Here is a 22,224-nt window from a genome sequence, read left to right as displayed (position 1 = left end):
TGCCTTCTAAAACAATAAAGCCCAGACTAGTCTGGGCTTTATTTTTATCCAGCGTAACTGACTTACAGGGTCTCTAAGTAACGCTGCGCATCAAGTGCGGCCATACAGCCTGTGCCAGCACTTGTGATTGCTTGGCGATAGATGTGATCTTGCACATCACCTGCGGCAAATACACCTGGGATATTGGTGGCAGTAGCATTACCCACCAAACCAGTTTTGGTTTTGAGGTAGCCATTTTCCATATCAAGTTGACCCACAAATAAATCCGTATTTGGTTTGTGGCCAATCGCTACGAAGACGCCTTTGAGCGCAATATCTTTTTTCTCACCACTGGCATTGGCAATGCGCACACCAGTCACGCCAGTGTTGTCACCCAATACTTCATCTAAGTGGCTATTCCATTCAATTGCTACCTTGCCTTCGGCTACTTTGGCCATCAAGCGGTCAATCAAAATCGGTTCTGCGCGGAATTTGTCACGGCGATGAATCACCGTTACTTTGTTAGCAATACCAGCTAGGTAGAGTGCTTCTTCAACAGCAGTATTGCCGCCGCCAATCACGCACACATCTTGGTTTCTGTAAAAGAAGCCATCGCAAGTGGCGCACGCAGAAACGCCTTTACCCATAAAGGCTTCTTCACTTGGTAATCCCAAATACTGGGCAGAGGCGCCTGTAGCAATAATTAGTGAGTCGCAGGTATACGTGCCCGCATCACCTTCTAAGCGAATAGGCTTCTCAGTCAAAGCCGCCGTATGAATATGGTCAAAGACAATCTCTGTTTTAAAGCGTTCTGCATGCTCTAAAAAGCGTTGCATTAATTCTGGACCTTGCACGCCATTTGGGTCTGCTGGCCAGTTTTCTACCTCTGTGGTGGTCATCAATTGACCGCCCTGAGCGATACCAGTAATAAGAACGGGGTCTAAATTAGCCCGAGCTGCATAAACAGCTGCGGTGTAGCCTGCAGGACCAGATCCCAAAATGAGTACTTTTGCGTGTTTAGAGTTTTTTGTAGTCATTTTTCAATTATAAGACTTTGAACGTTTCTTGTTGATTACAATCAGGAGAACATGGCTAGAATTGCAACCCCTCAAAATCGCCCTCCAGTTGTAGGAGGTCCTGATACCCGTTTGACTAGGCTTATGCGTGAAGTCAAGTGGATTGCCTTCATGGCTCTGACATTGGCTTTATTTGCGGTGTTAGCTAGTTACAGCAAAAGTGACCCAGCATGGTCTCATGCCAATCAGGTGGCAAATATTTCAAATATAGGTGGTCGTTTAGGTGCCTGGCTAGCCGATATTCTCTTTTACGTATTTGGTGCATCAGCTTACTGGTGGGTGATTCTGCTCTTAAAACGTGCCGTTAGAGGTTGGCAAGAACTGACCGCAGCAAAATTACCAGGCAATGAGCTCGAGCCTGAGCCTTTCTTGCCAAGATTTTTAGGTTTTGCCTTGACCATGGTTTCAAGCATGGCTTTGGAATCTATCCGTATGCACAGCATGACCATGGATTTACCAAGACCTCCTGGTGGTGTTTTGGGTGAGTTGCTTGGCGACCCATTGCAGATGGCAATCGGTTTCACGGGTGCCACTTTGGTGTTGTTAGTGGTTTTGGCAATTGGTATGTCTTTATTCTTAAGATTCTCTTGGTTAACACTCGCAGAACAAGTGGGTCGATTCTTAGAATTAAGTTTTATGCGCATCCGCGAGCGCCGCGAATCTGAGGAAGATCGTCGTATTGGTGAGCAAGCTGCAGAAGAGCGCGAAGAAATCGTAGAAGAAGAACGCGTCAAGATTGAAGAGTTGCCTCCAGTGCCGATTATTAGAGCGCCTTTAACAGTTGTGAAGAGTGAGCGTGTTGAGCGTGAGAAGCAACAACCTTTGTTTGCTGACATGTCAGATTCTGAGTTGCCACCTCTATCGCTCTTAGACCCAGTGCCGCCAGTTAAGGAAACAATCTCTGCTGACACGCTTGAGTTCACTTCTCGATTGATCGAGAGAAAGTTAAAAGAATTCAATATTGAGGTGAAGGTTATCTCAGCACATCCTGGCCCTGTTATCACTCGTTATGAGATTGAGCCAGCAATGGGTGTGAAAGGTAGTCAGATTGTTAATTTACAAAAAGACCTCTCGCGTGCTTTAGGTGTTATGAGTGTGCGCGTGGTGGAGACCATCCCAGGTAAAACTTGTATGGGTCTTGAGTTGCCTAACCCTAATCGCCAGGCTGTTCATTTAACTGAGATTCTCAGTTCAAGAATTTATAACGACAACACATCGTTGTTAACCATGTCTTTGGGTAAAGACATTGCTGGTGCACCGGTTGTTGCTGATTTGGCAAAAATGCCACACTGCTTGGTGGCTGGTACAACTGGTTCTGGTAAATCAGTGGGTATTAACTCAATGATTCTGTCTTTGCTTTATAAGGCAAAGGCAGATGAAGTTCGTTTGATCATGGTTGATCCAAAGATGTTGGAAATGTCGGTGTATGAAGGCATCCCACATTTATTGTGCCCAGTAGTAACGGACATGAAACAAGCTTATAACGCTCTTAATTGGGCTGTGATTGAGATGGATCGCCGTTACAAGTTAATGAGTAAATTTGGCGTTCGTAACTTAGCAGGATTTAATAAAAAAATTGCTGATGCTGAAGCCAAAGGTGAGTATTTATATAACCCATTTAGCTTGACGCCAGATGATCCTGAGCCATTGCATAAAGCACCAGTCATCGTGATCATCATTGATGAGTTGGCTGATTTGATGATGGTCGTTGGTAAGAAAATTGAAGAGTTGATTGCGCGTATCGCGCAAAAAGCTCGTGCTGCCGGTATTCATTTGGTCTTGGCAACGCAACGTCCTAGCGTGGATGTCATCACCGGATTGATTAAAGCAAACGTGCCAACACGTATTTCTTTCCAAGTAAGTAGCAGAATTGATAGCCGTACGATTCTTGATCAGCAAGGTGCTGAGAGCCTGCTTGGTATGGGTGATATGTTGTACATGGCGCCAGGTACTGGTCTACCTATTCGTGTACATGGTGCTTTTGTTACTGACGATGAAGTGCATCGCGTGGTCACTTGGTTAAAAGAAAAGCATGGCGAACCAAATTACATCGAATCAATCTTAGAGCCTCAATCTGAGAGTGATAGTGGTTTTGGTGGTGAGGCTTCGGCCAGTGGTGAAGCGGATCCTCTCTATGATCAAGCGGTTGCCATTATTTTAGAAAACAAACGCGCTTCAATTTCTTTGGTGCAAAGACACTTGAGAATTGGTTACAACCGTGCCGCTAGATTATTAGAAGACATGGAGCGTGCTGGCTTAGTTTCAAAGATGGGTAGTAACGGCAATCGTGACATCTTGGTACGTGGCTCTAGCGATAACTAAGATGTCATTTCTGAAGCTAATTAAGCAAAGCATTTTGCTGGTAGTTGTGTTTGGCACAACTTTTACCCAATCAGCAATGGCTGATGAAGGCATTACACAATTTAGAGAATTTATTGCTAATGTAAAAAATGCTGAAGGCGAATTCTCCCAGCAACAAATTAGACCGCCAAGATCTGGTGAGGCCCAACCTAAAGTTCTCAAAAAAAGCCAAGGCCGTTTTGTTTTTGAACGGCCTGGCAAATTCGTTTGGCAAACCATCAAGCCTTTTGAGCAAAAAGTGATTGCTGATGGGCAACGACTTTTGTTGTGGGATAAAGACCTCAATCAGTTAACAATTCGACCTGCTGGTAAAAGTTTAAGTGCCAGTCCGGCTGCCATCTTATTTGGTCAGGTTGCTATTGATGAGCGCTTTGAATTGATTCCGGGTGGTGAGAAGGGCGGCATGTATTGGCTGGAGTTAAAGCCTAGAGCAGATGGAGCAGAGAGAACTACTGCAGACATCCCATACAGTCGTATTGGTGTTGGTATGGTTAATGGTTTGCCAGCTGGCTTAGAGCTACACGACAATTTTGGTACGATCACTTTGATTAACCTGAGTAAAATTCGTATTAATGGCAATTTGGGGGCGGAAGTATTTAAATTTAATCCGCCGCCAGGTGCAGACGTTTTAAACGTCCAATAAGACAAACAAAAATAGTATTGAGAATCACATGATTGATATTCAGCTTTTACGCAAAGACATTGATGCCGTGGCAAGTCGTTTGGCAGATCGAAAATTTATCTTAGATAAAGGCCAATTTACATCCTTAGAGTCTGAGCGTAAACAAGTTCAAAGTCGTACGGAAGAGTTGCAAGCTAAGCGCAATCAGTTAGCTAAAGCTGTTGGTATGAAAAAAGGCAAAGGCGAAGACGCTAGTGCTGAAATTGCTGAATCAGGCGTGGTTAATCAAGAGCTACAAAGTTTGACTGAAAAATTAACTGTGCTTCAAGCGCAATTAAATGATTTCTTGATGAGTATTCCGAATATTCCTCATGAGTCTGTGCCAACTGGTAAAGATGAATCAGGTAATCAAGAGGTATTGCGTTGGGGGCAGCCACGTCAATTTGATTTTGAAGTGAAAGACCATGTTGATTTAGCTACTCCGCTAGGCTTAGATTTTGATAATGCTGCCAAAATCACCGGCTCTAGATTTGCTGTGATGCATGGTCATATGGCGCGCTTACATAGAGCCTTGATTCAATTTATGTTGGATAACCATATCGCGTCTGGTTACAGCGAAGTGTATGTTCCTTTTATTGTTAATGCTGATTCGATGAGAGGTACGGGTCAGTTACCAAAGTTTGAGGCTGACTTATTCAAAGTACCCCGTAAAGTAGGTGGCGACGATCAGGATGAGTCTGTTGAGGCTAGCTACGAAAACTTTTATCTAATTCCAACGGCAGAAGTTCCAGTCACCAACTTAATGCGTGACACCATTACTGCTGCAGATCAGTTGCCGAAAAAATTTGTGGCCCATACACCGTGCTTTAGATCTGAGGCAGGTAGTTATGGACGTGATACTCGCGGCATGATTCGTCAGCATCAATTTGAAAAAGTTGAGTTGGTTCAAATCACCAAACCTGAAGATTCTATGAATGCTTTGGAAGCGTTGACTGCGAATGCTGAATCTATCTTGCAACAATTGGAACTGCCTTACAGAAAAGTGTTGCTGTGCACCGGTGATATGGGCTTTGGTAGTGTTAAAACTTATGACTTAGAAGTTTGGTTGCCAGCGCAAAACACATACAGAGAGATTAGTTCTTGTTCGAATATGGGTGACTTCCAGGCTAGGCGCATGCAGGCTCGCTTTAAGACAGGGCAAGCAAAACCCGAATTGGTGCATACGCTCAATGGTTCAGGCTTAGCCGTGGGTAGAACCGCTGTGGCTATTTTAGAAAATAATCAACAGTCAGACGGTAGCATTAAAGTGCCTAAGGCATTACAGCCATACATGGGCGGTCTTCAAATCATGTCAATTTAATGAATTGTTGACTCTTTTTAGAACACTTTGCCTCGAACCAAGATGGGGCATAGGTTAAACCCTAAATATTCATATAAATACTGGCTCACAGGTAGATTCTGTGCTTTAATACAAGCAATACAAAGGTTCTTAGTTTTTTAAAAAATTAAAAATCCTTTGTATATATTCCCAGTTTCAATGTTGAAAGGTTAATAATGAATAAAGCTGAATTAGTAGAAAAAATTGCAAAAGATGCAGACATTTCTAAAGCATCTGCAGAACGTGTTTTAAACACATCAATCGAGACAATCATTAAAGCAGTTACTAAAGGTGACAAAGTTCAATTGATCGGTTTTGGTACATTTGGTTCAGGCAAGCGTGCTGCACGTACAGGCCGTAACCCAAAAACTGGCGAAGCAATCAAGATTGCAGCTGCTAAAACAGTTAAGTTCACAGCTGGTAAAGCATTTAAAGACGCTGTTAACAAGCGCAAGTAATTCCTCATTCGTGAGAATAAAAAAGGCTGCTTAGGCAGCCTTTTTTATTGCCTAGACTTTCTACAGATTAGGCAATTTCATGGACAATCATCCCATGAAATCAAATTCTAAAAAAATGCCTGTAGTTTTTTTAGGGCATGGCAATCCGATGTACGCCATTGAATCCAATATTTATTCTCAAGCATGGGAACAATTGGGCAAATCCTTGCCTAAGCCCAAGGCCATCTTAGCCATCTCGGCGCATTGGTTGACTGAGGGAACTTCAGTGACCGCTATGGAATATCCTGAAACTATTCATGACTTTGGTGGTTTTCCACAAAAACTTTTTGACGTGCAATACCCGGCGCCAGGAAGTATAGGATTGGCAAAGCGAGTGAAGGAGCTTGTGACCAGTCGAAACGTTGAGTTAGATCACCAGGATTGGGGCTTGGATCATGGTACATGGGCGGTACTAAAAAGTGTGTATCCCAACGCAGATGTTCCAGTTGTGCAGCTAAGCTTAGATATGAGATTAAGCTCAAAAGAGCATTATGAGCTCGCAAAAGAATTAAAGGGTTTGCGAGAAGAAGGGATCCTAATTGCCGCTAGTGGCAATGTGGTTCATAACTTGAGATTGGTTGATTTTTCGGGTAACCAGCTGTATCCATGGGCAACTCGCTTTAATGATTTTTTTAAGACTGAGTTACTTGCTGGGCGTCATGATGCTCTCATTAATCCAGAGCTATTTGGGGAAGATGCTTTGATCTCTAACCCTACCTGGGAGCATTACTGGCCTGCTATGTACGCTTTGGGCCTGCAAGACAGTGAAGATGCTATTGAGATCATCACCGATGGGATTGATATTGGTTCTATTAGCATGCTCTCATTTAAATTCGGTTAAGTTAACTAAGCTACTCTAAGCGAGCTAAGCAAACCGTTCTTCTAGGCTACTTAAACCAATCTCTTCCAAAAGCTTAGTTTTTCTGTCCCGGGCTTTTTTGCCTGGCAAATTCTTTTGCGTGGCAATGATTAATTCGTTCTTCATAGAATGTTCCCATCCTACTAATTCTGTGACCGTAACATCGTAGCCGTGAGACTCTAATTGTAGGCAGCGCAATACGTTGGTGATGTGACTACCAAACTCTCGTGTATGTATGGGGTGGCGCCAAATTTCAGAGAGCTCATTTTTAAGTGATTGAGCTTTTATTTTTCTGAGGGTGGCAGCAACTTCTGCTTGGCAGCAAGGCACTAAAACAACATGCTGAGCTTTCTTGGTTAATGCAAAGCGAATGGCATCATCCGTGGCGGTATTGCACGCATGTAAAGCTGTCACGACATCGATTTCATCTGGTAATAAATCAGACTGCAGGGAGTCTTCTGCGCTTAAGTGCAGAAAAGACATATTTTTAAAATCTAAACGTGCTGCCAACTCTTGAGATTTCTTAACCAGCTCTTCACGAACTTCAATACCGTAAATAGTGGATGGCTGACTTTGCAACTTGCAAAACAAGTCATTCAGAATGAATCCCAAATAAGACTTGCCAGCGCCATGGTCGACAATCGATAAGTGATCTTTTTTTGCGAGAACTTCTTTGAGTAAAGGTTCAATGAACTGAACTAAGTGGTAAACCTGCTTGAGTTTGCGCCTGGTATCTTGATTGAGTTTGCCGTCTCGGGTGAGGATGTGTAATTCCTTGAGTAGCTCAATTGATTGAGTAGGCCTAATCTCGTGTTTTTGGTCAGTTATATCTTTTTTTGTCACTTTTTTGCTCTACCGTATGAAAAGGGCTCAATAACCCTCCAATATTCTAAATACACACTCAATTAATGCCTGTTTGGCTCGTCTAAACTAAACTATAGGGCTATTTGATTGAAAAGCCTATGAATTACAGCAATGATATTGTCCGCGAAGTCGCAAGACGTAGGACTTTTGGCATTATTTCTCACCCTGATGCCGGTAAAACAACCTTAACCGAGAAACTATTGATGTTCTCGGGAGCCATCCAATTGGCGGGCACCGTGAAAGCTCGTAAAAGCGGTAGACACGCCACCTCTGACTGGATGGAAATTGAAAAGCAGCGTGGTATTTCTGTTGCGAGTTCCGTCATGCAGTTTGAGTACCGTGATCACGTAGTGAACTTATTGGATACCCCAGGTCACCAAGACTTTTCTGAAGATACGTATCGTGTGTTGACTGCAGTTGACTCTGCGCTCATGGTGATTGATGCGGCCAAGGGTGTGGAAGAGCAAACAATCAAGTTGCTCAATGTTTGTCGCATGCGTAACACCCCAATTATTACTTTTGTTAATAAGATGGACCGTGAAACAAGAGACCCGATGGAGCTCTTGGATGAGTTGGAGTCGGTATTAAAAATTGAGTGTGCACCGGTGACTTGGCCCATTGGTATGGGCAAGAATTTCCGTGGTGTTTATCACTTGATCAATGATGAAATTTTATTGTTTGCAGCGGGTAATGACCGTGCTGATCAAGAGTTTCAGGTCATGAAGGGGATTGATAATCCTGAGCTTCATAAAATGTTCCCTGATGAGATGGCGCAATTAAAAATGGAAGTAGAGTTGGTGCAAGGTGCATCGCATCCATTTGATTTAGAGCGTTTCTTAGGTGGTTTGCAAACCCCTGTATTTTTTGGTTCAGCGATTAACAACTTTGGTGTTCGTGAGATTCTGAATGCGCTATTAGATTGGGCGCCAGGGCCAAGAGAGCGTGATGCCACAGTTAGATCAGTGGATCCTCGCGAAGAGAAATTCAGCGGCTTTGTATTTAAGATTCAGGCCAACATGGATCCGGCTCACCGAGATCGGATTGCGTTTTTGCGAGTGTGCTCAGGTAAGTTTGAGCGCGGCATGAAGATCAATCATCTGCGAATTAATCGGGATGTGAAGGTATCGAACGTAGTGACATTTATGGCATCTAGTCGTGAGCAGGTTGAAGAGGCTTACGCAGGTGACATTATTGGTTTGCCGAACCACGGCAACATGCAAATTGGTGACAGCTTCTCTGAAGGTGAGGCATTGCAGTTCACTGGCATCCCTTATTTCGCGCCTGACTTTTTTAGGGTGGCACGTATTCGTAACCCGATGAAAATTAAACAACTGCAAAAAGGTTTGCAACAGTTGGGTGAGGAGGGTGCTGTGCAGGTATTTAAGCCCGTTAATAGCAGTGACTTAATTTTAGGTGCTGTGGGAGCTTTGCAGTTTGAGGTGGTTGCCAGCCGTTTGATGAATGAGTACGGCGTAGATGCTGTTTTCGAAACAGCCAGCATTAACTGTGCTCGTTGGGTTACTTGCGATGACAAGAAGATCATGACTGATTTTCAAAATTCATCGGCTGGTCACCAGTTAGCCATTGATGCTGCCGAAAACTTGGCATATTTAGCAACTTCTGCGGTTAATTTAAGAGTGACCCAAGAGCGTTGGCCTCAAATTGTTTTCCATGAGACCAGAGAACACGCTAGCAAACTTAGTTAAGTATTCAAGTTAATATCTACTTATGTCAAAAACTAGCACCTCTGATTCTTTGCCCGTCGTCATTATTGGCGCTGGTTTGGCTGGTTTAACAGTCGCACTTGAATTGGCAAAGAATCGTCAGGTCATCATCATGGCTAAGAGGGGCTTGTCGGAGTCAGCAACGGCTTGGGCACAAGGCGGCATAGTAGGTGTGATTGATCAGCAAGACAGTGTTGATGCTCACGTGAGAGACACCGTTGAGGCTGGTGCTGGTTTAGTCGTTGAATCAACCGCTAGATATATCGCTGAGAGAAGCGCGGATGCAATTGATTGGTTGGTTGACCAAGGCGTTCCATTTACGACCGATCCTGCGGGCCCCAAGGGTCTTCATTTGACGCGAGAAGGCGGTCATAGTCATCGACGTATTGCTCACGCCGCAGATGCTACTGGTAAGGCAATCCATGAGGTTTTATTAGATCAAGCCAAGGCTCATCCGAATATTCAGTTGCTAGAGCGCTGGATGGCTTTGGATTTGATTACCAACCATCATTTAAAAAATAAAAAAAATAAGCATCCCAATCGTTGTTATGGTGTTTATGCCCTAGATATTGCTACTGGCAAGATTGAGACTATTCCTGCATCTGCGGTGGTATTAGCTACTGGTGGTGTGGGTAAGGTCTATCGCTATACCAGCAATCCTGAGACAGCTACTGGTGATGGTATTGCCATGGCATGGCGCGCAGGCTGTCGTGTGGGTAATATGGAATTCGTGCAATTCCATCCAACTTGCTTGTATCACCCGCAAGACAGAACCTTCCTAATTACAGAAGCATTGCGCGGTGAAGGTGCGCAATTAAAGTTGCCAGATGGCACACGCTTTATGACAGCTCATGATGAGCGTGCAGAATTAGCTCCACGAGACATCGTTGCCCGTGCCATTGACTTTGAAATGAAAAAGCATGGTCTTGATTATGTGTTGCTAGATGCAACTCATTTAGGTGAGACCTTCTTAAAAGAACATTTCCCAACCATCTATGCTCGTTGTGCTGCTTTAGGTATTGATATTTCTAAACAAGCTATTCCTGTTGTGCCAGCAGCGCATTACACCTGTGGTGGTGTTGTAACAGATTTAGAGGGTAAGACAGATTTACCAGGCCTGTATGCAGTGGGTGAGGCAACCTATACAGGTTTGCACGGAGCCAATCGCTTGGCTAGCAATTCTTTGTTGGAATGCGTGGTGATTGGTAAGTCAGCGGCAGCACAAATTAACCAGCACCCATTTAAAGATATGCCAGAAGTTCCTGCTTGGGACGAGAGTCGTGTGGAAGATGCGGATGAGAGTGTGGTGATTTCTCATAACTGGGACGAGCTACGTTTATTGATGTGGAACTATGTGGGCATTGTAAGAACCAATCGTCGTTTAGAGAGAGCGCTGCATCGCATTGAACTGCTTCAAAGTGAAGTGCAAGAGTATTACGCTAACTTTAGAGTGACAAGAGACTTATTAGAGCTTCGCAATCTGCTAAGTTGTGCTGAACTTATTGTGCGCTCTGCATTGATGCGTAAAGAAAGTCGTGGACTGCATTACAGTCGTGACTATCCACAAAGCTGGACAGTTTCATACCCTACGATTTTGACGCCGCTAAATCGCCATTGATTGCCAAGCGGCAATCAATCATTGCACGCGTAAAGAAAAATCTACAGCAATAACATCTTTGGTTAATTTACCAATCGAGATGCGATCTACGCCAGTGGCTGCGATGTGTTTCAGTTGATCTAAGCTCACACCACCAGAAGCTTCAAGCAATGCCGCGCCTTTAGTGACGGCAACAGCCTCACGCATCTGATCAAGACTGAAGTTATCAATCAAAATACTTTTTGCGCCAGCTGATAGAGCTTCTTGAAGTTCACTCATGTTTTCAACTTCAATTTGAATATCTACGCCTGAGTTCAGTGCAATGGCTGCTTTCATGGCTGCAGAAACGCCGCCTGCTGCAGCAATGTGATTTTCTTTGATCAAAATACCATGCCATAAAGCCAAGCGTTGATTCTTACCCCCGCCAACTGTCACTGCATATTTTTGAGCTTGGCGCAGTCCAGGAATAGTTTTGCGGGTATCCAATACTGCGCACCCTTTAGGATTGGGGCTAGCTCCTTCAATGGCCTTGACATGCTCTCTTGTAATCGTGGCAGTCCAAGAGAGTGTTTGTAAAAAGTTAATCGCAGGACGTTCTGCAGACAATAGCGCTCTTGGTTTGGCAACGATGTCACAAACAGTGGTGTTTGCTTGCATCAAATCACCTTCGTCATAAGACCATTTAACTTGAGCAGAGCTATCTAATTTTTTTAGGCATCCCTCAAACCATGCTTGACCACACAAAACAGCTTCTTGTCTCACAATCAGCTTGGCTGAAACGGTGCCATCATCAGGCACGAGCATGGCAGTCCAATCACCTTTGCCAATATCTTCCAAAAGAGCATCGTTGATATTGCGTTGACGCGCTTGTTCGAGTGATTCGTTATAGTCAAACATAAATAATTTCTAAATTTGGAATATTTTTTTATTAAGCAGCACCGATATTTTTAACAAAGCCATGTTGCGCTTTTGCTAACAAATCAGGGTGGTCAGCTGTGAACTTGAGCATTCTCTCAATGCAACGGCTGGCATCTTGGCTAATAGAAGAGTCAATCAAAATTTCTCCAGATTGATGAGTCAAACAATGAAGTATGCCCTTGAGACCATTCATTGCCATCCACGGGCAGTGTGCGCAACTCTTGCAGGTGGCACTGTTGCCGGCAGTCGGCGCTTCTATCAAAGTTTTGCCAGGTGCCAATTGGCGCATTCTGTGCAAAATTCCTTTGTCTGTTGCAACGATATATTCTTGAGCAGTTCCTTCAACTACAGCTTTGATCATGGCTGAAGTCGAGCCCACTACATCAGCTAACTCAACAACATGTTCTGGTGATTCTGGGTGAACCAAAATTAAAGCCTCAGGATGCTTCTTTTTTAAAGTTTCTAGTTCAATCGCCTTGAACTCGTCGTGCACGATGCAGTGACCTTCCCATAGCAACATGTCAGCACCAGTTTGATCTTGTATATATCTACCAAGATGGCGATCAGGTGCCCATAATATTTTCTTGCCCTGTTGATGAAGATGATGGGCTATGGCTAAAGCGCATGAGCTTGTAACCATCCAATCAGCTCTGGCTTTAACAGCGGCACTGGTGTTGGCGTAAACCACCACTTCACGATCGGGATGTGCATCACAGAATTTTTCAAAGTCGTCAGATGGGCAACCCAAATCCAGTGAGCAGGTTGCATCTAGATCAGGCATGAGAACTGTTTTTTCTGGGCTGAGTATTTTGGCGCTTTCGCCCATGAACTTCACGCCAGCCACGATAAGTTTTTGCGCTGGGTGATTTTTACCAAAACGAGCCATTTCCAAAGAATCGGCCACCATGCCGCCAGTTTCCCAGGCTAGATCTTGGATATCTCCATCAACATAATAGTGAGCTACTAAAACAGCATTTTGTTTTTGTAGCTCAGACTTAATTGCTTGAATTGTTTGAGATTTTTCTTCTTTGCTCAAGGATTCTGGCACTTTTGCCCATGCTTGAGCGATACAAGTAGCGCCGGAGGCGTCTTGTTTGGGGTAATCAAATAATTCTTTGTTCATGTATGAATATTAAGGCAATTTTCTTAATTAACCTGAAAGCTAATTGTTATTTAGGTAGAAAAGTCTAGAGTTAATCAAAAGGATTTAAAATGTGGGCATCTATGGAGATTCAATATGTTTGGCAAGCGTAAGACATCATTGCTTTTACCTACCAATGAACGGTTCGATACATTGATTGGTAAATCATCAGAAATCTACGGTCGTATGGTCGTAGGTGATAGCTTGCGCGTTGACGGTAAGGTGGTTGGCAATATTGAATGTGAAGATAATTCAAAAGTTACTGTAGCCATCGGTGAGAGTGGTGAGGTAGTTGGCGATATTTTTGCTTACCGCGTTATGGTTGCTGGAAAAGTGGAAGGTAATATTTATGCCACTGAGCGCGTTGAATTTCATCAAACAGCACAAGTGCGAGGGGATGTTACATACGGCTCAATCGGTATCGAGCATGGTGCCAAGGTGGTTGGTTTAGTGATTCAGGGTATTGATAAGAAAACTGCCAATCAAGCATCAGATTTAATTCGTGCAGTCCAAGATCGACGTTAATTTAGCAAATAGATATAAATAGTATTTCATTCAATAATTAAAAAAGGCTCACAGATTAAATCGTGAGCCTTTTTATTTAAAGGGCTAATTACTTGCGCTTTAAATCACCCTTCACTGTACCGCCACGCTGAATGGTGATACTTGTGTAAGTTACTGCGCCATCAACTGTGGCTCTGCCACCAATCACGATATCGCGACAAGTTACTGTGCCAGCCAAACGGCCCTTAACGTTGATGTTGTCAGCACTGACTGTGCCATCAACATAACCATTGGCACCAATTAACAATGTTTGCACAGATAAGTTGCCCTTAAATGTGCCATCTACTGTAATTGAACCGCCAGATTTCATATCGCCAGTAAATTCAAAGCCTTCACTGATGATGGATGGTTTTAGTGAACTTGGAGTTGTTTGAGTAGGTAGTGCATCTAAACCCAAGCTTTCTTCAGTCGCTTCGTTTGATTCGACTTGTTCTGCTTCTAACTCTGGAGTTTCGTTATCTGTTTTTTTACCGAACATATTCATTCCCTAGCAATAACTTAAGATGCGCTATAGCCGCTGTCAGATTTAAGAAGGTTACCTTGTAGGTCGCCACCTTTTTCAATTTCGATTTCTGCGTATTGAACAGTGCCAATCACCTTGCCTGTTGAGCGAATAAATAGTGATTTTTTGGCTGATAGGTTGTCATGGATTTCGCCACGCACATCAACTACTTCAGCAGTCACTTTGCCTTTAAGTACGCCAGTACTGCCTACTAGAATTTCGCGAGCTGTTAATTCGCCTTCAATAGTGCCAGAAATAGAGGCAATGTCTGGTACAACAAAAGTACCTGTTAATTTGACGCCTTCGCCTACTGTTAGGCAACCGTTTTGATTGTTATCAGCCATAAAAACCCTTAAAAATTAGAATTAATTGTCATACGTACCAAATTTTACAGCGAATGACAGTCTATCAAGGTAGAATCCGCACCCGGAGGGAAATTTATGCAAAGAGTGATGTTGCGCGCCAAGTTGCACCGTGTAACGGTAACAGAGGCCGATTTGGAGTATGAGGGTTCATGTGGAATCGACGAGGATCTATTGGATGCCGCCGATATGCGTGAGTTCGAGCGTATTGAGCTGTACAACATCAATAATGGCGAACGCTTTTCCACCTACATCATCAAAGCTGCTAGAGGTTCTGGCGCGATTTCATTAAATGGTGCTGCAGCACGTAAGGCGCACGTGGGTGATTTATTGATTATTTGTACTTATGGCTCAATGACTGAGACTGATGCGAAGACATTCATCCCTAAAGTGATTTTGGTAGATGAAAAGAACAAAATTAAAGAAATCAAAAAAATTACGATTTAACTCAAATTAATCATTAGTGATGAGTGGTCGATAAAAAAGGCAGCCTTGGCTGCCTTTTGTTTTATATCCCACAGGATGGTTCTACAAACTTTCAAAGAGCCATTAAAACGGCATCTTGGCATCGGGTTTAACTGCCAAGAAAACCTTTTTAAACTCGGCTTGGATTCTCTCGATAGCTGCTTGAGTGTCGGCCTCAAAACGCATCACCACAATGGGTGTTGTATTGGATGGTCTGGCTAGACCAAAGCCATCTGCATATTCAACGCGTACACCATCAATGGTGTTCACTGATACTGCCGTTTCAAAAGTAGCTTGAGTACCTTTAGCTACTTCCGCTTTAATTTTGTCTAACAATGTAAATGCTTCACCTTCGGCGCAAGGCATTTGCAATTCGGGTGTGCAGATAGCATTTGGTAATTGATTCAGTGTGGCATTAGGGTCTTGCTCGGCACTTAAGATTTCTAGAAGGCGAGCACCTGTATATAGACCATCATCAAAACCATACCAACGATCTTTAAAGAAAATATGACCACTCATTTCACCAGCCAAAGGTGCCCCAGTTTCTTTGAGCTTTGCTTTAACCAATGAATGACCAGTTTTCCACATTAAGGGCACGCCACCTTGTTGCTTAACGTAGGTCGCTAAGTTGCGTGTGCATTTAACGTCGTAAATAATTTGTGCGCCAGGATTGCGAGATAAAACATCTTTGGCAAAGAGCATCATTTGACGGTCTGGAAAAATAACCTCACCAGTTTTAGTGACAACACCTAAGCGATCAGCATCTCCATCAAAAGCCAAACCTAATTCATTATCAGTAGTTTGTAGATTCTTGATGAGATCTTGCAGATTTTCTAAATGAGCCGGGTCTGGGTGATGGTTGGGGAATGTGCCATCTACTTCGCAGAATAGCTCTTCTACTTCACAACCTAATTCTCTAAATAGTCTGCCAGCAAATGCACCGCCCACGCCATTACCGCAGTCAACAGCAATTTTGATTTTTCGTTTGAGTTTTACATCGCCCACAATGCGCTGTAGGTATTCGGGAAAAATATTGTGTTCGGAGCGAGTGCCTTGTTCACTTGCAAAGTTCTTCTCAACAATGCGTTCGCGTAAGGCTTGGATTTGATCGCCGTAGATAGCTGAGCCACCTAAAACCATTTTGAAGCCGTTGTAATCAGGAGGGTTATGGCTACCAGTGATCATGATTCCTGATTTGGCTTGCTGACCCTCAATCGTGATGTTTGTGCCGAAGTACACCATCGGTGTTGCAACCACACCCAAATCAATCACATTGACACCAACTGACAAAAGACCTTCAGTCAGACCTGCCATCAGAGATGGGCCAGATAAACGACCATCACGCCCCACAACGCAGATGGTTTCACCCATCTCACGCATGGCGCTACCAAATGATTGACCTATTAATTTGGCGATGCTGGGGTCTAATGTTTTATCAATAACACCACGAATGTCATACGCTTTAAAAATCGAGGGAGATAGTTGCATGGGGTTGTAAAAGTTAATTGTTGAGCCACTTGATCCGAGCGGCAGTAATGTCATCAATGCCATCAAGCGATGGGTTTTCACCTCTGAGGGCGGCTTGGATTGGTTTGGCTAATTTTTTGCCTAATTCAACGCCTGGTTGGTCAAAGCTATTTAAATTCCAAATAGCCCCCAAGCAAATGGCGCGATGTTCATACAGTGCTAATAGGGCGCCTAGGTGATAGGCATCCAACTTAGGTAGCCAAATTAGGTTACTTGGACGGCCGCCTGGGCATGAGTCGTAGGCATTTTGCACCTCTGAACCATTAGCAAGTGCTTGTGCTTGTGCCAAGCAATTGGCGACTAGTGATTGGTGATGTTCTTTTGCCTCGGGTAGGTCGCTCATTGGCTCTTTAACAGCAATGAAGTCGACTGGAATGATTTGCGTACCTTGATGCAACATCTGGAAGTAGCTGTGTTGAGAGTTACTACCAGCGCTACCAAAAACAACAGGAGAAGTTGGGTCGCATGACTTTCCATCCATCGTCACGCTCTTACCATGACTCTCCATCTCTAATTGTTGCAACCATTCTGGCAAAAATCTTAGGGCGTGTGCATACGGCACAATAGCTTTTGCTGTAATGCCATGACGCTTTTGATTGTGTATCAATGTCAGCGCCAAAATTAATGGCATATTTTCTTCGGCGGGGGCATTCAAGAAATGCTGATCCATTGCATGTGCGCCGGCTAAGAATTGTTTGAATGTATTAAAGCCAAACTTGATTGCAATCGGAAATCCTACGGCAGACCATACTGAAAAGCGACCACCCACCCAATCCCAAAATGGATAAATATTTTCTGGGGCAATCCCAAACGCTTCTGCAGCTTCTGGATTGGCTGTGATGCCAATCAAGCACTTTTTAAGTTGTGAAGGACTAACTTGATAAAGTTTTAGCCAATTAATTACCGTTTGAGCGTTTCTGATTGTCTCAAGCGTTGTGAATGTTTTAGAAGTGATTAAAACGCGCGTGCTGCGTGGTTGGGCTTTTGCCAGTGCGGTCGCTAGTTCGGCGCTATCAACGTTAGCAACAAAATGTAAGCGAATGGCTTTGCCATCTTGTGGGTTAATTTGATAAAGAGCGTCACATACCAGGCGTGGACCCCAATCTGAGCCACCAATGCCTAGACAAATTACATCGGTAATGCCAATCAGTTGGTTGCAGAAGCCTTCGATACGTTGCCATACGCCTTTGACCAAAGGCATAACATCTTCCCCATTCACCATCATCGGGGTGGCTGATAAGTTACGTAGAGCTGGGTGAAGTGCTGCGCGCCCTTCAGATTGGTTAATAGCGTTACCTGAGAAGATCGCATCGCGTCTTTCAAAGACGCCACGCTCTTTGGCCATATCAATTAATTGATGCCAATCTGCATCGTTGATTGTTTGATATGCCGTATCTAGAGTCAGGTCTACAGCGCTAATTAATTTAGACATTTATGAATTTTAACAACTTCAAATGACGAAAAAGTGAAAAAAATCGACAGTCGGTTTCAGATACCTCTATAATCACGGCTGTTTTGGAAGCTTGGCAGAGTGGTTGAATGCAGCAGTCTTGAAAACTGCCGAGGATGCGAGTCCTCCGTGAGTTCGAATCTCACAGCTTCCGCCAATACCAAAAACCTCCCTGCAGCAATGCTTGGGAGGTTTTTTATTTCAGGAACAGCATCTGTAAATCGTTCAGATACTGAAGCCCCAATGGTGACGGTTTGATGGTTCTGGGGTCTTCATCTAGCAGTCCTTTGGCTAGAGCTTTTTCGAGCATGCCATTGATTTGTGCCAAATCTAAGCCAGTTCTTTCCTGAAATTGGGGGGTTGGTACACCATCAACCAGCCTTAATACATTGAGCATGTATTCAAAAGGTAGATCCTCTTTGCTCAATAATCGTTCTTCAATTAATGCATGACCATCGGCAAACATCTTTTGCATGTAGGTCTCAGGGTGGCGTTCATTGGTTTGTCTAGCAATTTGATTGTGAGCGGAAATCTTGCCGTGGGCTCCTGCTCCAATACCGATGTAATCGCCAAATTGCCAATAATTCAAATTATGTTGGCAACGTTGCCCATTCTTGGCATAGGCCGAAACCTCATAGCGTTCAAAGCCGCTGGCTTTTAACTTGTCCATTAATACATCGAGCATCTCAAAAGCACTATCGTCATCAGGTAGTACCGGTGGGTACTTGGCAAACAATGTATTGGGCTCGAGCGTCAGGTGGTAGAGCGAGAGATGAGCAGTATTAAAGGACAGTGCGATATCAAGGTCTGCGATAGCTTCGGACACTGTTTGGTTTGGTAATGCATACATCAAATCAATATTGACTTGATCAAATAAATCCATGGCTGAGCTAATCGCCTTTTTTGCTTGGGCAGCATCATGGATGCGACCTAAAGCTTTGAGCTTTTCATCATTGAAGCTTTGGATACCCAAAGAAATACGATTAACACCACTATTGGCAAAGCTTTTAAATTTCTCGATTTCAAAAGTGCCAGGGTTTGCTTCCATGGTGATTTCAGCATCAGCGTTCACTGGCAACAAAGCTCGTATATCTGAGAGGAGTTGATCTAAGCCGGCAGGGGACAAAAGACTAGGTGTGCCGCCACCAATAAAAATCGTGTGTATTCTGCGACCCCAAACTTTAGGCAACACACTTTGCAAGTCTAGTTTTAATGCTTCGAGATATCTCTTTTCGTCAAACCATTGCCCATAAGTATCCCCATCCTTGATTTGATGAGAATTAAAGTCACAGTAGGGGCATTTCTTAATGCACCAAGGTATGTGAACGTATAACGATAAGGGCGGTAAAGAGCTCAGCATGAGGGTGGGCTGATTCTTTGTTGTAACTCTAGTAACAGTTTCTTAAGTGCTGTGCCGCGATGGCTCACACTATTTTTTTCTTCGGCGCTGAGCTCGGCAGCTGTCTTGCCTAACTCAGGAACAAAGAAGAGTGGGTCGTAACCAAATCCTGATTGGCCTTTGGGGCTCTCAATAATTTGCCCATGCCATTTACCAACTGCAATTAATGGCTCTGGATCATCAGCTGACTCTAGATAGACCAGGGTGCAGGTGAAGTGTGCGCTGCGTTGACTGACGCCCGTTAATTTTTTAATCAGTAAAGCATTGTTATCGTCGTCTGAAGGATCTTTCTTCTGATCACTCAGTGCAAAACGGGCTGATAAAACGCCAGGTAAGCCACCAAGAGCATCTACACAAATGCCAGAATCGTCAGCAAGTGCTGGCAAGCCACTTAATTTGCTTGCATGTCTTGCTTTGGTGATTGCATTCTCAACAAAGCTTGGGAAGGGCTCCTCGCAGGAAGGGATGCCTAGCAAGCCTTGAGATATAACTTCAATACCTAATGGGGATAGCAAGGCGTTGAACTCCTTCACTTTCCCCGCATTATTGGAGGCTAAAACTATTTTCTTGCTTGGCATGCTTATTTCGTTAAAGCGGCTTTTTGTAATTGCACTAATTCTTTGATGCCGCTTTCGGCCAAGCTTAGCAACTGGTCTAATTCGGCTCTAGAAAAAGCAGCGCCCTCGGCAGTGCCTTGAACCTCGATAATGCCACCTTCGCCTGTCATCACAACATTCATGTCGGTATCGCACGCAGAGTCTTCTGCGTAATCTAAATCTAATACTGGTACACCTTGATAAATACCCACAGAAATGGCGGCCACGTGATCTTTGATAGGGTCTTTAGATAAAACCTTTTTGTCTAATAGCTGGTTGACTGCATCTCTGGCAGCCACAAATGCGCCAGTAATCGCTGCCGTGCGTGTGCCACCATCCGCTTGTAAAACATCGCAGTCCAAATGAATCGTGCGCTCACCCAACAGTTTTAAATCAAAAACGCTTCTCATTGAGCGGCCGATTAGACGCTGAATTTCTTGAGTTCTACCACTTTGCTTGCCCTTGGCTGCTTCACGGTCACCACGGGTGTGAGTTGCTCTTGGCAACATACCGTATTCAGCAGTCACCCAGCCCTCGCCACTACCTTTTTGGTGTGGGGGTACTTTTTCAAGAATAGACGCTGTGCAAAGCACATGGGTATCACCAAACTTCACCAAAACCGAACCCTCGGCGTGTTTGGTAAACCCTCTGATGATAGAAACAGGACGTAAATTTTCTGGCTTACGTTGGCTAGGTCTTGTGGATATTGTCATGATAGGACTTTACAATGTGTGAATGATAGAAAGTATGACCGGTTTTGGTAGTGCCTCCAGACAATTAGATCTGGGTGGCGGAGTCTATGCAACTGTAGCGGTTGAATGCCGTTCAGTAAATAGTCGTTTCCTAGATTTGAACATACGTTCGCCTGAGGAGTGCCGTTCAGCTGAAATGTCCCTGCGCGAACTAGTGACTAAACAGTTGGGACGTGGCAAGGTTGAGTTTCGAATCAATGTGCACCGTGAAGTGCAAACCACCACTCAAGCTAGCGACTTACTGAACCAAGACAGCTTAAAAAGTCTAAAAGCTCTTGAATCAGCAGTTTTAAAAGAAATGCCTAATGCGGGGAATATGCGCATGGGTGAGATCTTGCGTTGGCCAGGTGTGATCAACGAAAAGAATGTTGATGATGACTTGTGGCGCAAGTTGACTCTTGAAGCTGCTACAGAGGCTGTAACAGCTTTAAAAGAGAGCCGTCAGGGCGAGGGTCAGGCTCTATTCAAAATCTTAATGGAGCGAGTTGTTGGCATCAGGGCGATAGTTAATCAGTTAGAGCCATTGATTCCCCAAATCATTTCGGCACATCAAGCAAGGCTCACAGAACGTTTAACCGAGATCTTGACTGGGGTAGATGCTCAAGGCCAAGCAACGACCAAGGCGGATATTTCTGACAGAATTAAACAAGAAGTTGTTCTGTACGGTGTGCGCATTGATGTGGCAGAAGAGCTATCGCGCTTAAAGACGCATTTAGATGCTGTGGAGTCTGCGTTAAATAAGGGTGGCCCTGTTGGTAAGCGTTTGGACTTTTTGATGCAAGAATTAAATCGTGAAGCAAATACATTAGGTTCTAAATCTGTTTCTCAAGAAAGCAGTAATGCATCAATCGAAATTAAATTATTAATTGAGCAGATGCGAGAACAAGTTCAGAATCTTGAATAGATTTCAATTTAAGTAGTTTAGGTGGTTTAGGGGAGTAGTTCATGGCATATACCGGAAGCATGTTGATGGTGGTGGCACCTTCAGGGGCAGGTAAATCCTCTTTGGTGAATGCTCTCTTAGAAAAAGACCCTGATATTGGTTTATCGGTATCTTTTACAACACGCGCACCACGTCCTGGTGAGGTCAATGGTCGTGAGTACAACTTCTTAACTGAACAAGAATTTTTAAAGCGTAAAGACGCAGGTGATTTTTTAGAGTGGGCCAATGTCCATGGCAATTATTACGGCACCTCTAAGTCTTGGATTGAGTCTCAAATGAAAAATGGCAAAGATGTCATTTTGGAAATTGACTGGCAAGGAGCTAGACAAGTACAACAACTCATTCCGCAGGCCATTTGGATTTTTATCTTGCCGCCATCGATACAGACATTAGAGGATCGTTTGCGCAAGAGAGCTCAAGATGATGAGGCAACGATTCAAAAGCGCGTAGCCGCAGCAAAAGATGAGTTAGCTCATGTGGCAGAGGCCAATTATTTGGTCGTGAATGATAATTTTGAGCAGGCTTTGAGCGACTTAAATCAAGTTGTTTTAGCTAGTCGTTTGCGTACTGGACCTCAGTTGGCTAGACAACATCAACTAGCAAAAGAGCTCGGTGCAATTGGTGGCGCAAACTGAACTTTCTGCCACT

The 22,224-nt window shown here is 43.9% G+C and carries 22 protein-coding genes and 1 tRNA gene; 12 read left to right on the top strand and 11 right to left on the bottom strand.

The genetic code is table 11. The annotated features are described in order from the left end of the window. Positions 1 to 62: 62 nt before the first annotated feature. Positions 63 to 1,016 carry a thioredoxin-disulfide reductase gene (gene trxB / locus CFR83_RS08230; RefSeq protein ID WP_088813576.1) on the bottom strand — a complete coding sequence of 318 codons (954 nt, stop codon included), beginning with the start codon at positions 1,014 to 1,016 and terminating at the stop codon, positions 63 to 65. A gap of 51 nt (positions 1,017 to 1,067) precedes the next feature. Here trxB and CFR83_RS08225 point away from each other — a divergent pair, with 51 nt between their 5' ends. The 5 genes from CFR83_RS08225 to ygiD all read left to right on the top strand — a co-directional run bounded on the left by CFR83_RS08225 (position 1,068) and on the right by ygiD (position 6,754). Beyond that, the gene (locus tag CFR83_RS08225; protein WP_088813575.1) at positions 1,068 to 3,377 is read left to right on the top strand and encodes a DNA translocase FtsK; all 2,310 of its coding nucleotides are present in this window, start codon (positions 1,068 to 1,070) and stop codon (positions 3,375 to 3,377) included. 1 nt (position 3,378) lies between these two features. Then, positions 3,379 to 4,059, top strand: a complete 681-nt coding sequence (gene lolA / locus CFR83_RS08220) for an outer membrane lipoprotein periplasmic chaperone LolA (RefSeq protein WP_088813574.1) — start codon at positions 3,379 to 3,381, stop codon at positions 4,057 to 4,059. Positions 4,060 to 4,087: 28 nt separating this feature from the next. Then, positions 4,088 to 5,398 carry a serine--tRNA ligase gene (serS, locus tag CFR83_RS08215; protein WP_088813573.1) on the top strand — a complete coding sequence of 437 codons (1,311 nt, stop codon included), beginning with the start codon at positions 4,088 to 4,090 and terminating at the stop codon, positions 5,396 to 5,398. Positions 5,399 to 5,592: 194 nt separating this feature from the next. Continuing rightward, entirely contained in the window at positions 5,593 to 5,874 is a 282-nt protein-coding gene (locus tag CFR83_RS08210; RefSeq protein WP_088813572.1) for an HU family DNA-binding protein, read from the top strand. A gap of 94 nt (positions 5,875 to 5,968) precedes the next feature. Next, positions 5,969 to 6,754 (top strand): 4,5-DOPA-extradiol-dioxygenase, encoded by a 786-nt coding sequence (ygiD, locus tag CFR83_RS08205; protein WP_088813571.1) that lies wholly within the window; start codon positions 5,969 to 5,971, stop codon positions 6,752 to 6,754. A gap of 24 nt (positions 6,755 to 6,778) precedes the next feature. Here ygiD and CFR83_RS08200 read toward each other — a convergent pair whose 3' ends face one another. Beyond that, positions 6,779 to 7,600, bottom strand: coding sequence for a class I SAM-dependent methyltransferase (locus CFR83_RS08200; RefSeq protein ID WP_088813611.1), 822 nt, complete (start codon positions 7,598 to 7,600; stop codon positions 6,779 to 6,781). A 134-nt stretch (positions 7,601 to 7,734) separates the two neighbouring features. On the opposite strand from CFR83_RS08200, the gene CFR83_RS08195 reads away from it, so the two are divergent. Beyond that, on the top strand, positions 7,735 to 9,342 hold the full coding sequence (locus tag CFR83_RS08195) for a peptide chain release factor 3 (RefSeq protein ID WP_088813570.1): 1,608 nt from the start codon (positions 7,735 to 7,737) through the stop codon (positions 9,340 to 9,342). Between the two features lie 22 nt (positions 9,343 to 9,364). After that, complete coding sequence (gene nadB, locus CFR83_RS08190; protein WP_088813569.1) at positions 9,365 to 10,978, top strand: L-aspartate oxidase; 1,614 nt, start codon at positions 9,365 to 9,367, stop codon at positions 10,976 to 10,978. Positions 10,979 to 10,996: 18 nt separating this feature from the next. Here the strand turns inward: nadB and nadC are convergent, their stop codons facing one another. Then, positions 10,997 to 11,854 (bottom strand): carboxylating nicotinate-nucleotide diphosphorylase, encoded by an 858-nt coding sequence (gene nadC / locus CFR83_RS08185; protein WP_088813568.1) that lies wholly within the window; start codon positions 11,852 to 11,854, stop codon positions 10,997 to 10,999. Positions 11,855 to 11,885: 31 nt separating this feature from the next. Then, entirely contained in the window at positions 11,886 to 12,998 is a 1,113-nt protein-coding gene (nadA, locus tag CFR83_RS08180) for a quinolinate synthase NadA (RefSeq protein ID WP_088813567.1), read from the bottom strand. A 114-nt stretch (positions 12,999 to 13,112) separates the two neighbouring features. Here nadA and CFR83_RS08175 point away from each other — a divergent pair, with 114 nt between their 5' ends. Further along, positions 13,113 to 13,541 (top strand): bactofilin family protein, encoded by a 429-nt coding sequence (locus CFR83_RS08175; protein ID WP_088813566.1) that lies wholly within the window; start codon positions 13,113 to 13,115, stop codon positions 13,539 to 13,541. An 88-nt stretch (positions 13,542 to 13,629) separates the two neighbouring features. Here the strand turns inward: CFR83_RS08175 and CFR83_RS08170 are convergent, their stop codons facing one another. Together CFR83_RS08170 and CFR83_RS08165 are read right to left on the bottom strand one after the other, a co-directional pair. Continuing rightward, a complete protein-coding gene (locus tag CFR83_RS08170; RefSeq protein ID WP_165765068.1) occupies positions 13,630 to 14,058 on the bottom strand; it encodes a bactofilin family protein in 429 nt (142 codons plus the stop codon). 20 nt (positions 14,059 to 14,078) lie between these two features. Then, positions 14,079 to 14,426, bottom strand: coding sequence for a bactofilin family protein (locus tag CFR83_RS08165; RefSeq protein ID WP_088813564.1), 348 nt, complete (start codon positions 14,424 to 14,426; stop codon positions 14,079 to 14,081). A gap of 96 nt (positions 14,427 to 14,522) precedes the next feature. On the opposite strand from CFR83_RS08165, the gene panD reads away from it, so the two are divergent. After that, positions 14,523 to 14,891, top strand: coding sequence for an aspartate 1-decarboxylase (gene panD, locus CFR83_RS08160; protein WP_088813563.1), 369 nt, complete (start codon positions 14,523 to 14,525; stop codon positions 14,889 to 14,891). 102 nt (positions 14,892 to 14,993) lie between these two features. Here panD and CFR83_RS08155 read toward each other — a convergent pair whose 3' ends face one another. After that, positions 14,994 to 16,397: a phosphomannomutase/phosphoglucomutase gene (locus CFR83_RS08155; RefSeq protein ID WP_088813562.1), complete on the bottom strand. Its 1,404-nt coding sequence runs from the start codon at positions 16,395 to 16,397 to the stop codon at positions 14,994 to 14,996. A 13-nt stretch (positions 16,398 to 16,410) separates the two neighbouring features. Further along, a complete protein-coding gene (pgi, locus tag CFR83_RS08150; RefSeq protein ID WP_088813561.1) occupies positions 16,411 to 17,868 on the bottom strand; it encodes a glucose-6-phosphate isomerase in 1,458 nt (485 codons plus the stop codon). A gap of 85 nt (positions 17,869 to 17,953) precedes the next feature. Here pgi and CFR83_RS08145 point away from each other — a divergent pair. After that, positions 17,954 to 18,043: transfer RNA gene (locus CFR83_RS08145), tRNA-Ser, on the top strand. 39 nt (positions 18,044 to 18,082) lie between these two features. On the opposite strand, the gene hemW is transcribed toward CFR83_RS08145, so the two are convergent. The 3 genes from hemW to rph are packed head-to-tail and all read right to left on the bottom strand — an operon-like array spanning position 18,083 to position 20,594. Next, entirely contained in the window at positions 18,083 to 19,246 is a 1,164-nt protein-coding gene (gene hemW, locus CFR83_RS08140; RefSeq protein WP_088813560.1) for a radical SAM family heme chaperone HemW, read from the bottom strand. Continuing rightward, the gene (rdgB, locus tag CFR83_RS08135; RefSeq protein WP_088813559.1) at positions 19,240 to 19,863 is read right to left on the bottom strand and encodes an RdgB/HAM1 family non-canonical purine NTP pyrophosphatase; all 624 of its coding nucleotides are present in this window, start codon (positions 19,861 to 19,863) and stop codon (positions 19,240 to 19,242) included. Before rdgB ends, hemW begins: the two co-directional genes overlap by 7 nt. 2 nt (positions 19,864 to 19,865) lie before the next feature. After that, positions 19,866 to 20,594, bottom strand: a complete 729-nt coding sequence (gene rph / locus CFR83_RS08130; RefSeq protein ID WP_088813558.1) for a ribonuclease PH — start codon at positions 20,592 to 20,594, stop codon at positions 19,866 to 19,868. 22 nt (positions 20,595 to 20,616) lie between these two features. Here rph and CFR83_RS08125 point away from each other — a divergent pair, with 22 nt between their 5' ends. Both CFR83_RS08125 and gmk read left to right on the top strand, forming a co-directional pair. Further along, a complete protein-coding gene (locus tag CFR83_RS08125; protein ID WP_088813557.1) occupies positions 20,617 to 21,537 on the top strand; it encodes a YicC/YloC family endoribonuclease in 921 nt (306 codons plus the stop codon). A 41-nt stretch (positions 21,538 to 21,578) separates the two neighbouring features. After that, positions 21,579 to 22,211: a guanylate kinase gene (gene gmk / locus CFR83_RS08120; RefSeq protein WP_088813556.1), complete on the top strand. Its 633-nt coding sequence runs from the start codon at positions 21,579 to 21,581 to the stop codon at positions 22,209 to 22,211. Positions 22,212 to 22,224 lie beyond the last annotated feature (13 nt).

The sequence above is a fragment of the Polynucleobacter victoriensis genome, from assembly GCF_900187875.1.
Classification (GTDB): Bacteria; Pseudomonadota; Gammaproteobacteria; order Burkholderiales; family Burkholderiaceae; genus Polynucleobacter; species Polynucleobacter victoriensis.
The sequence above is the reverse complement of the archived record's forward strand: the minus strand, read 5'-3'. Positions and strand labels throughout refer to the sequence as shown.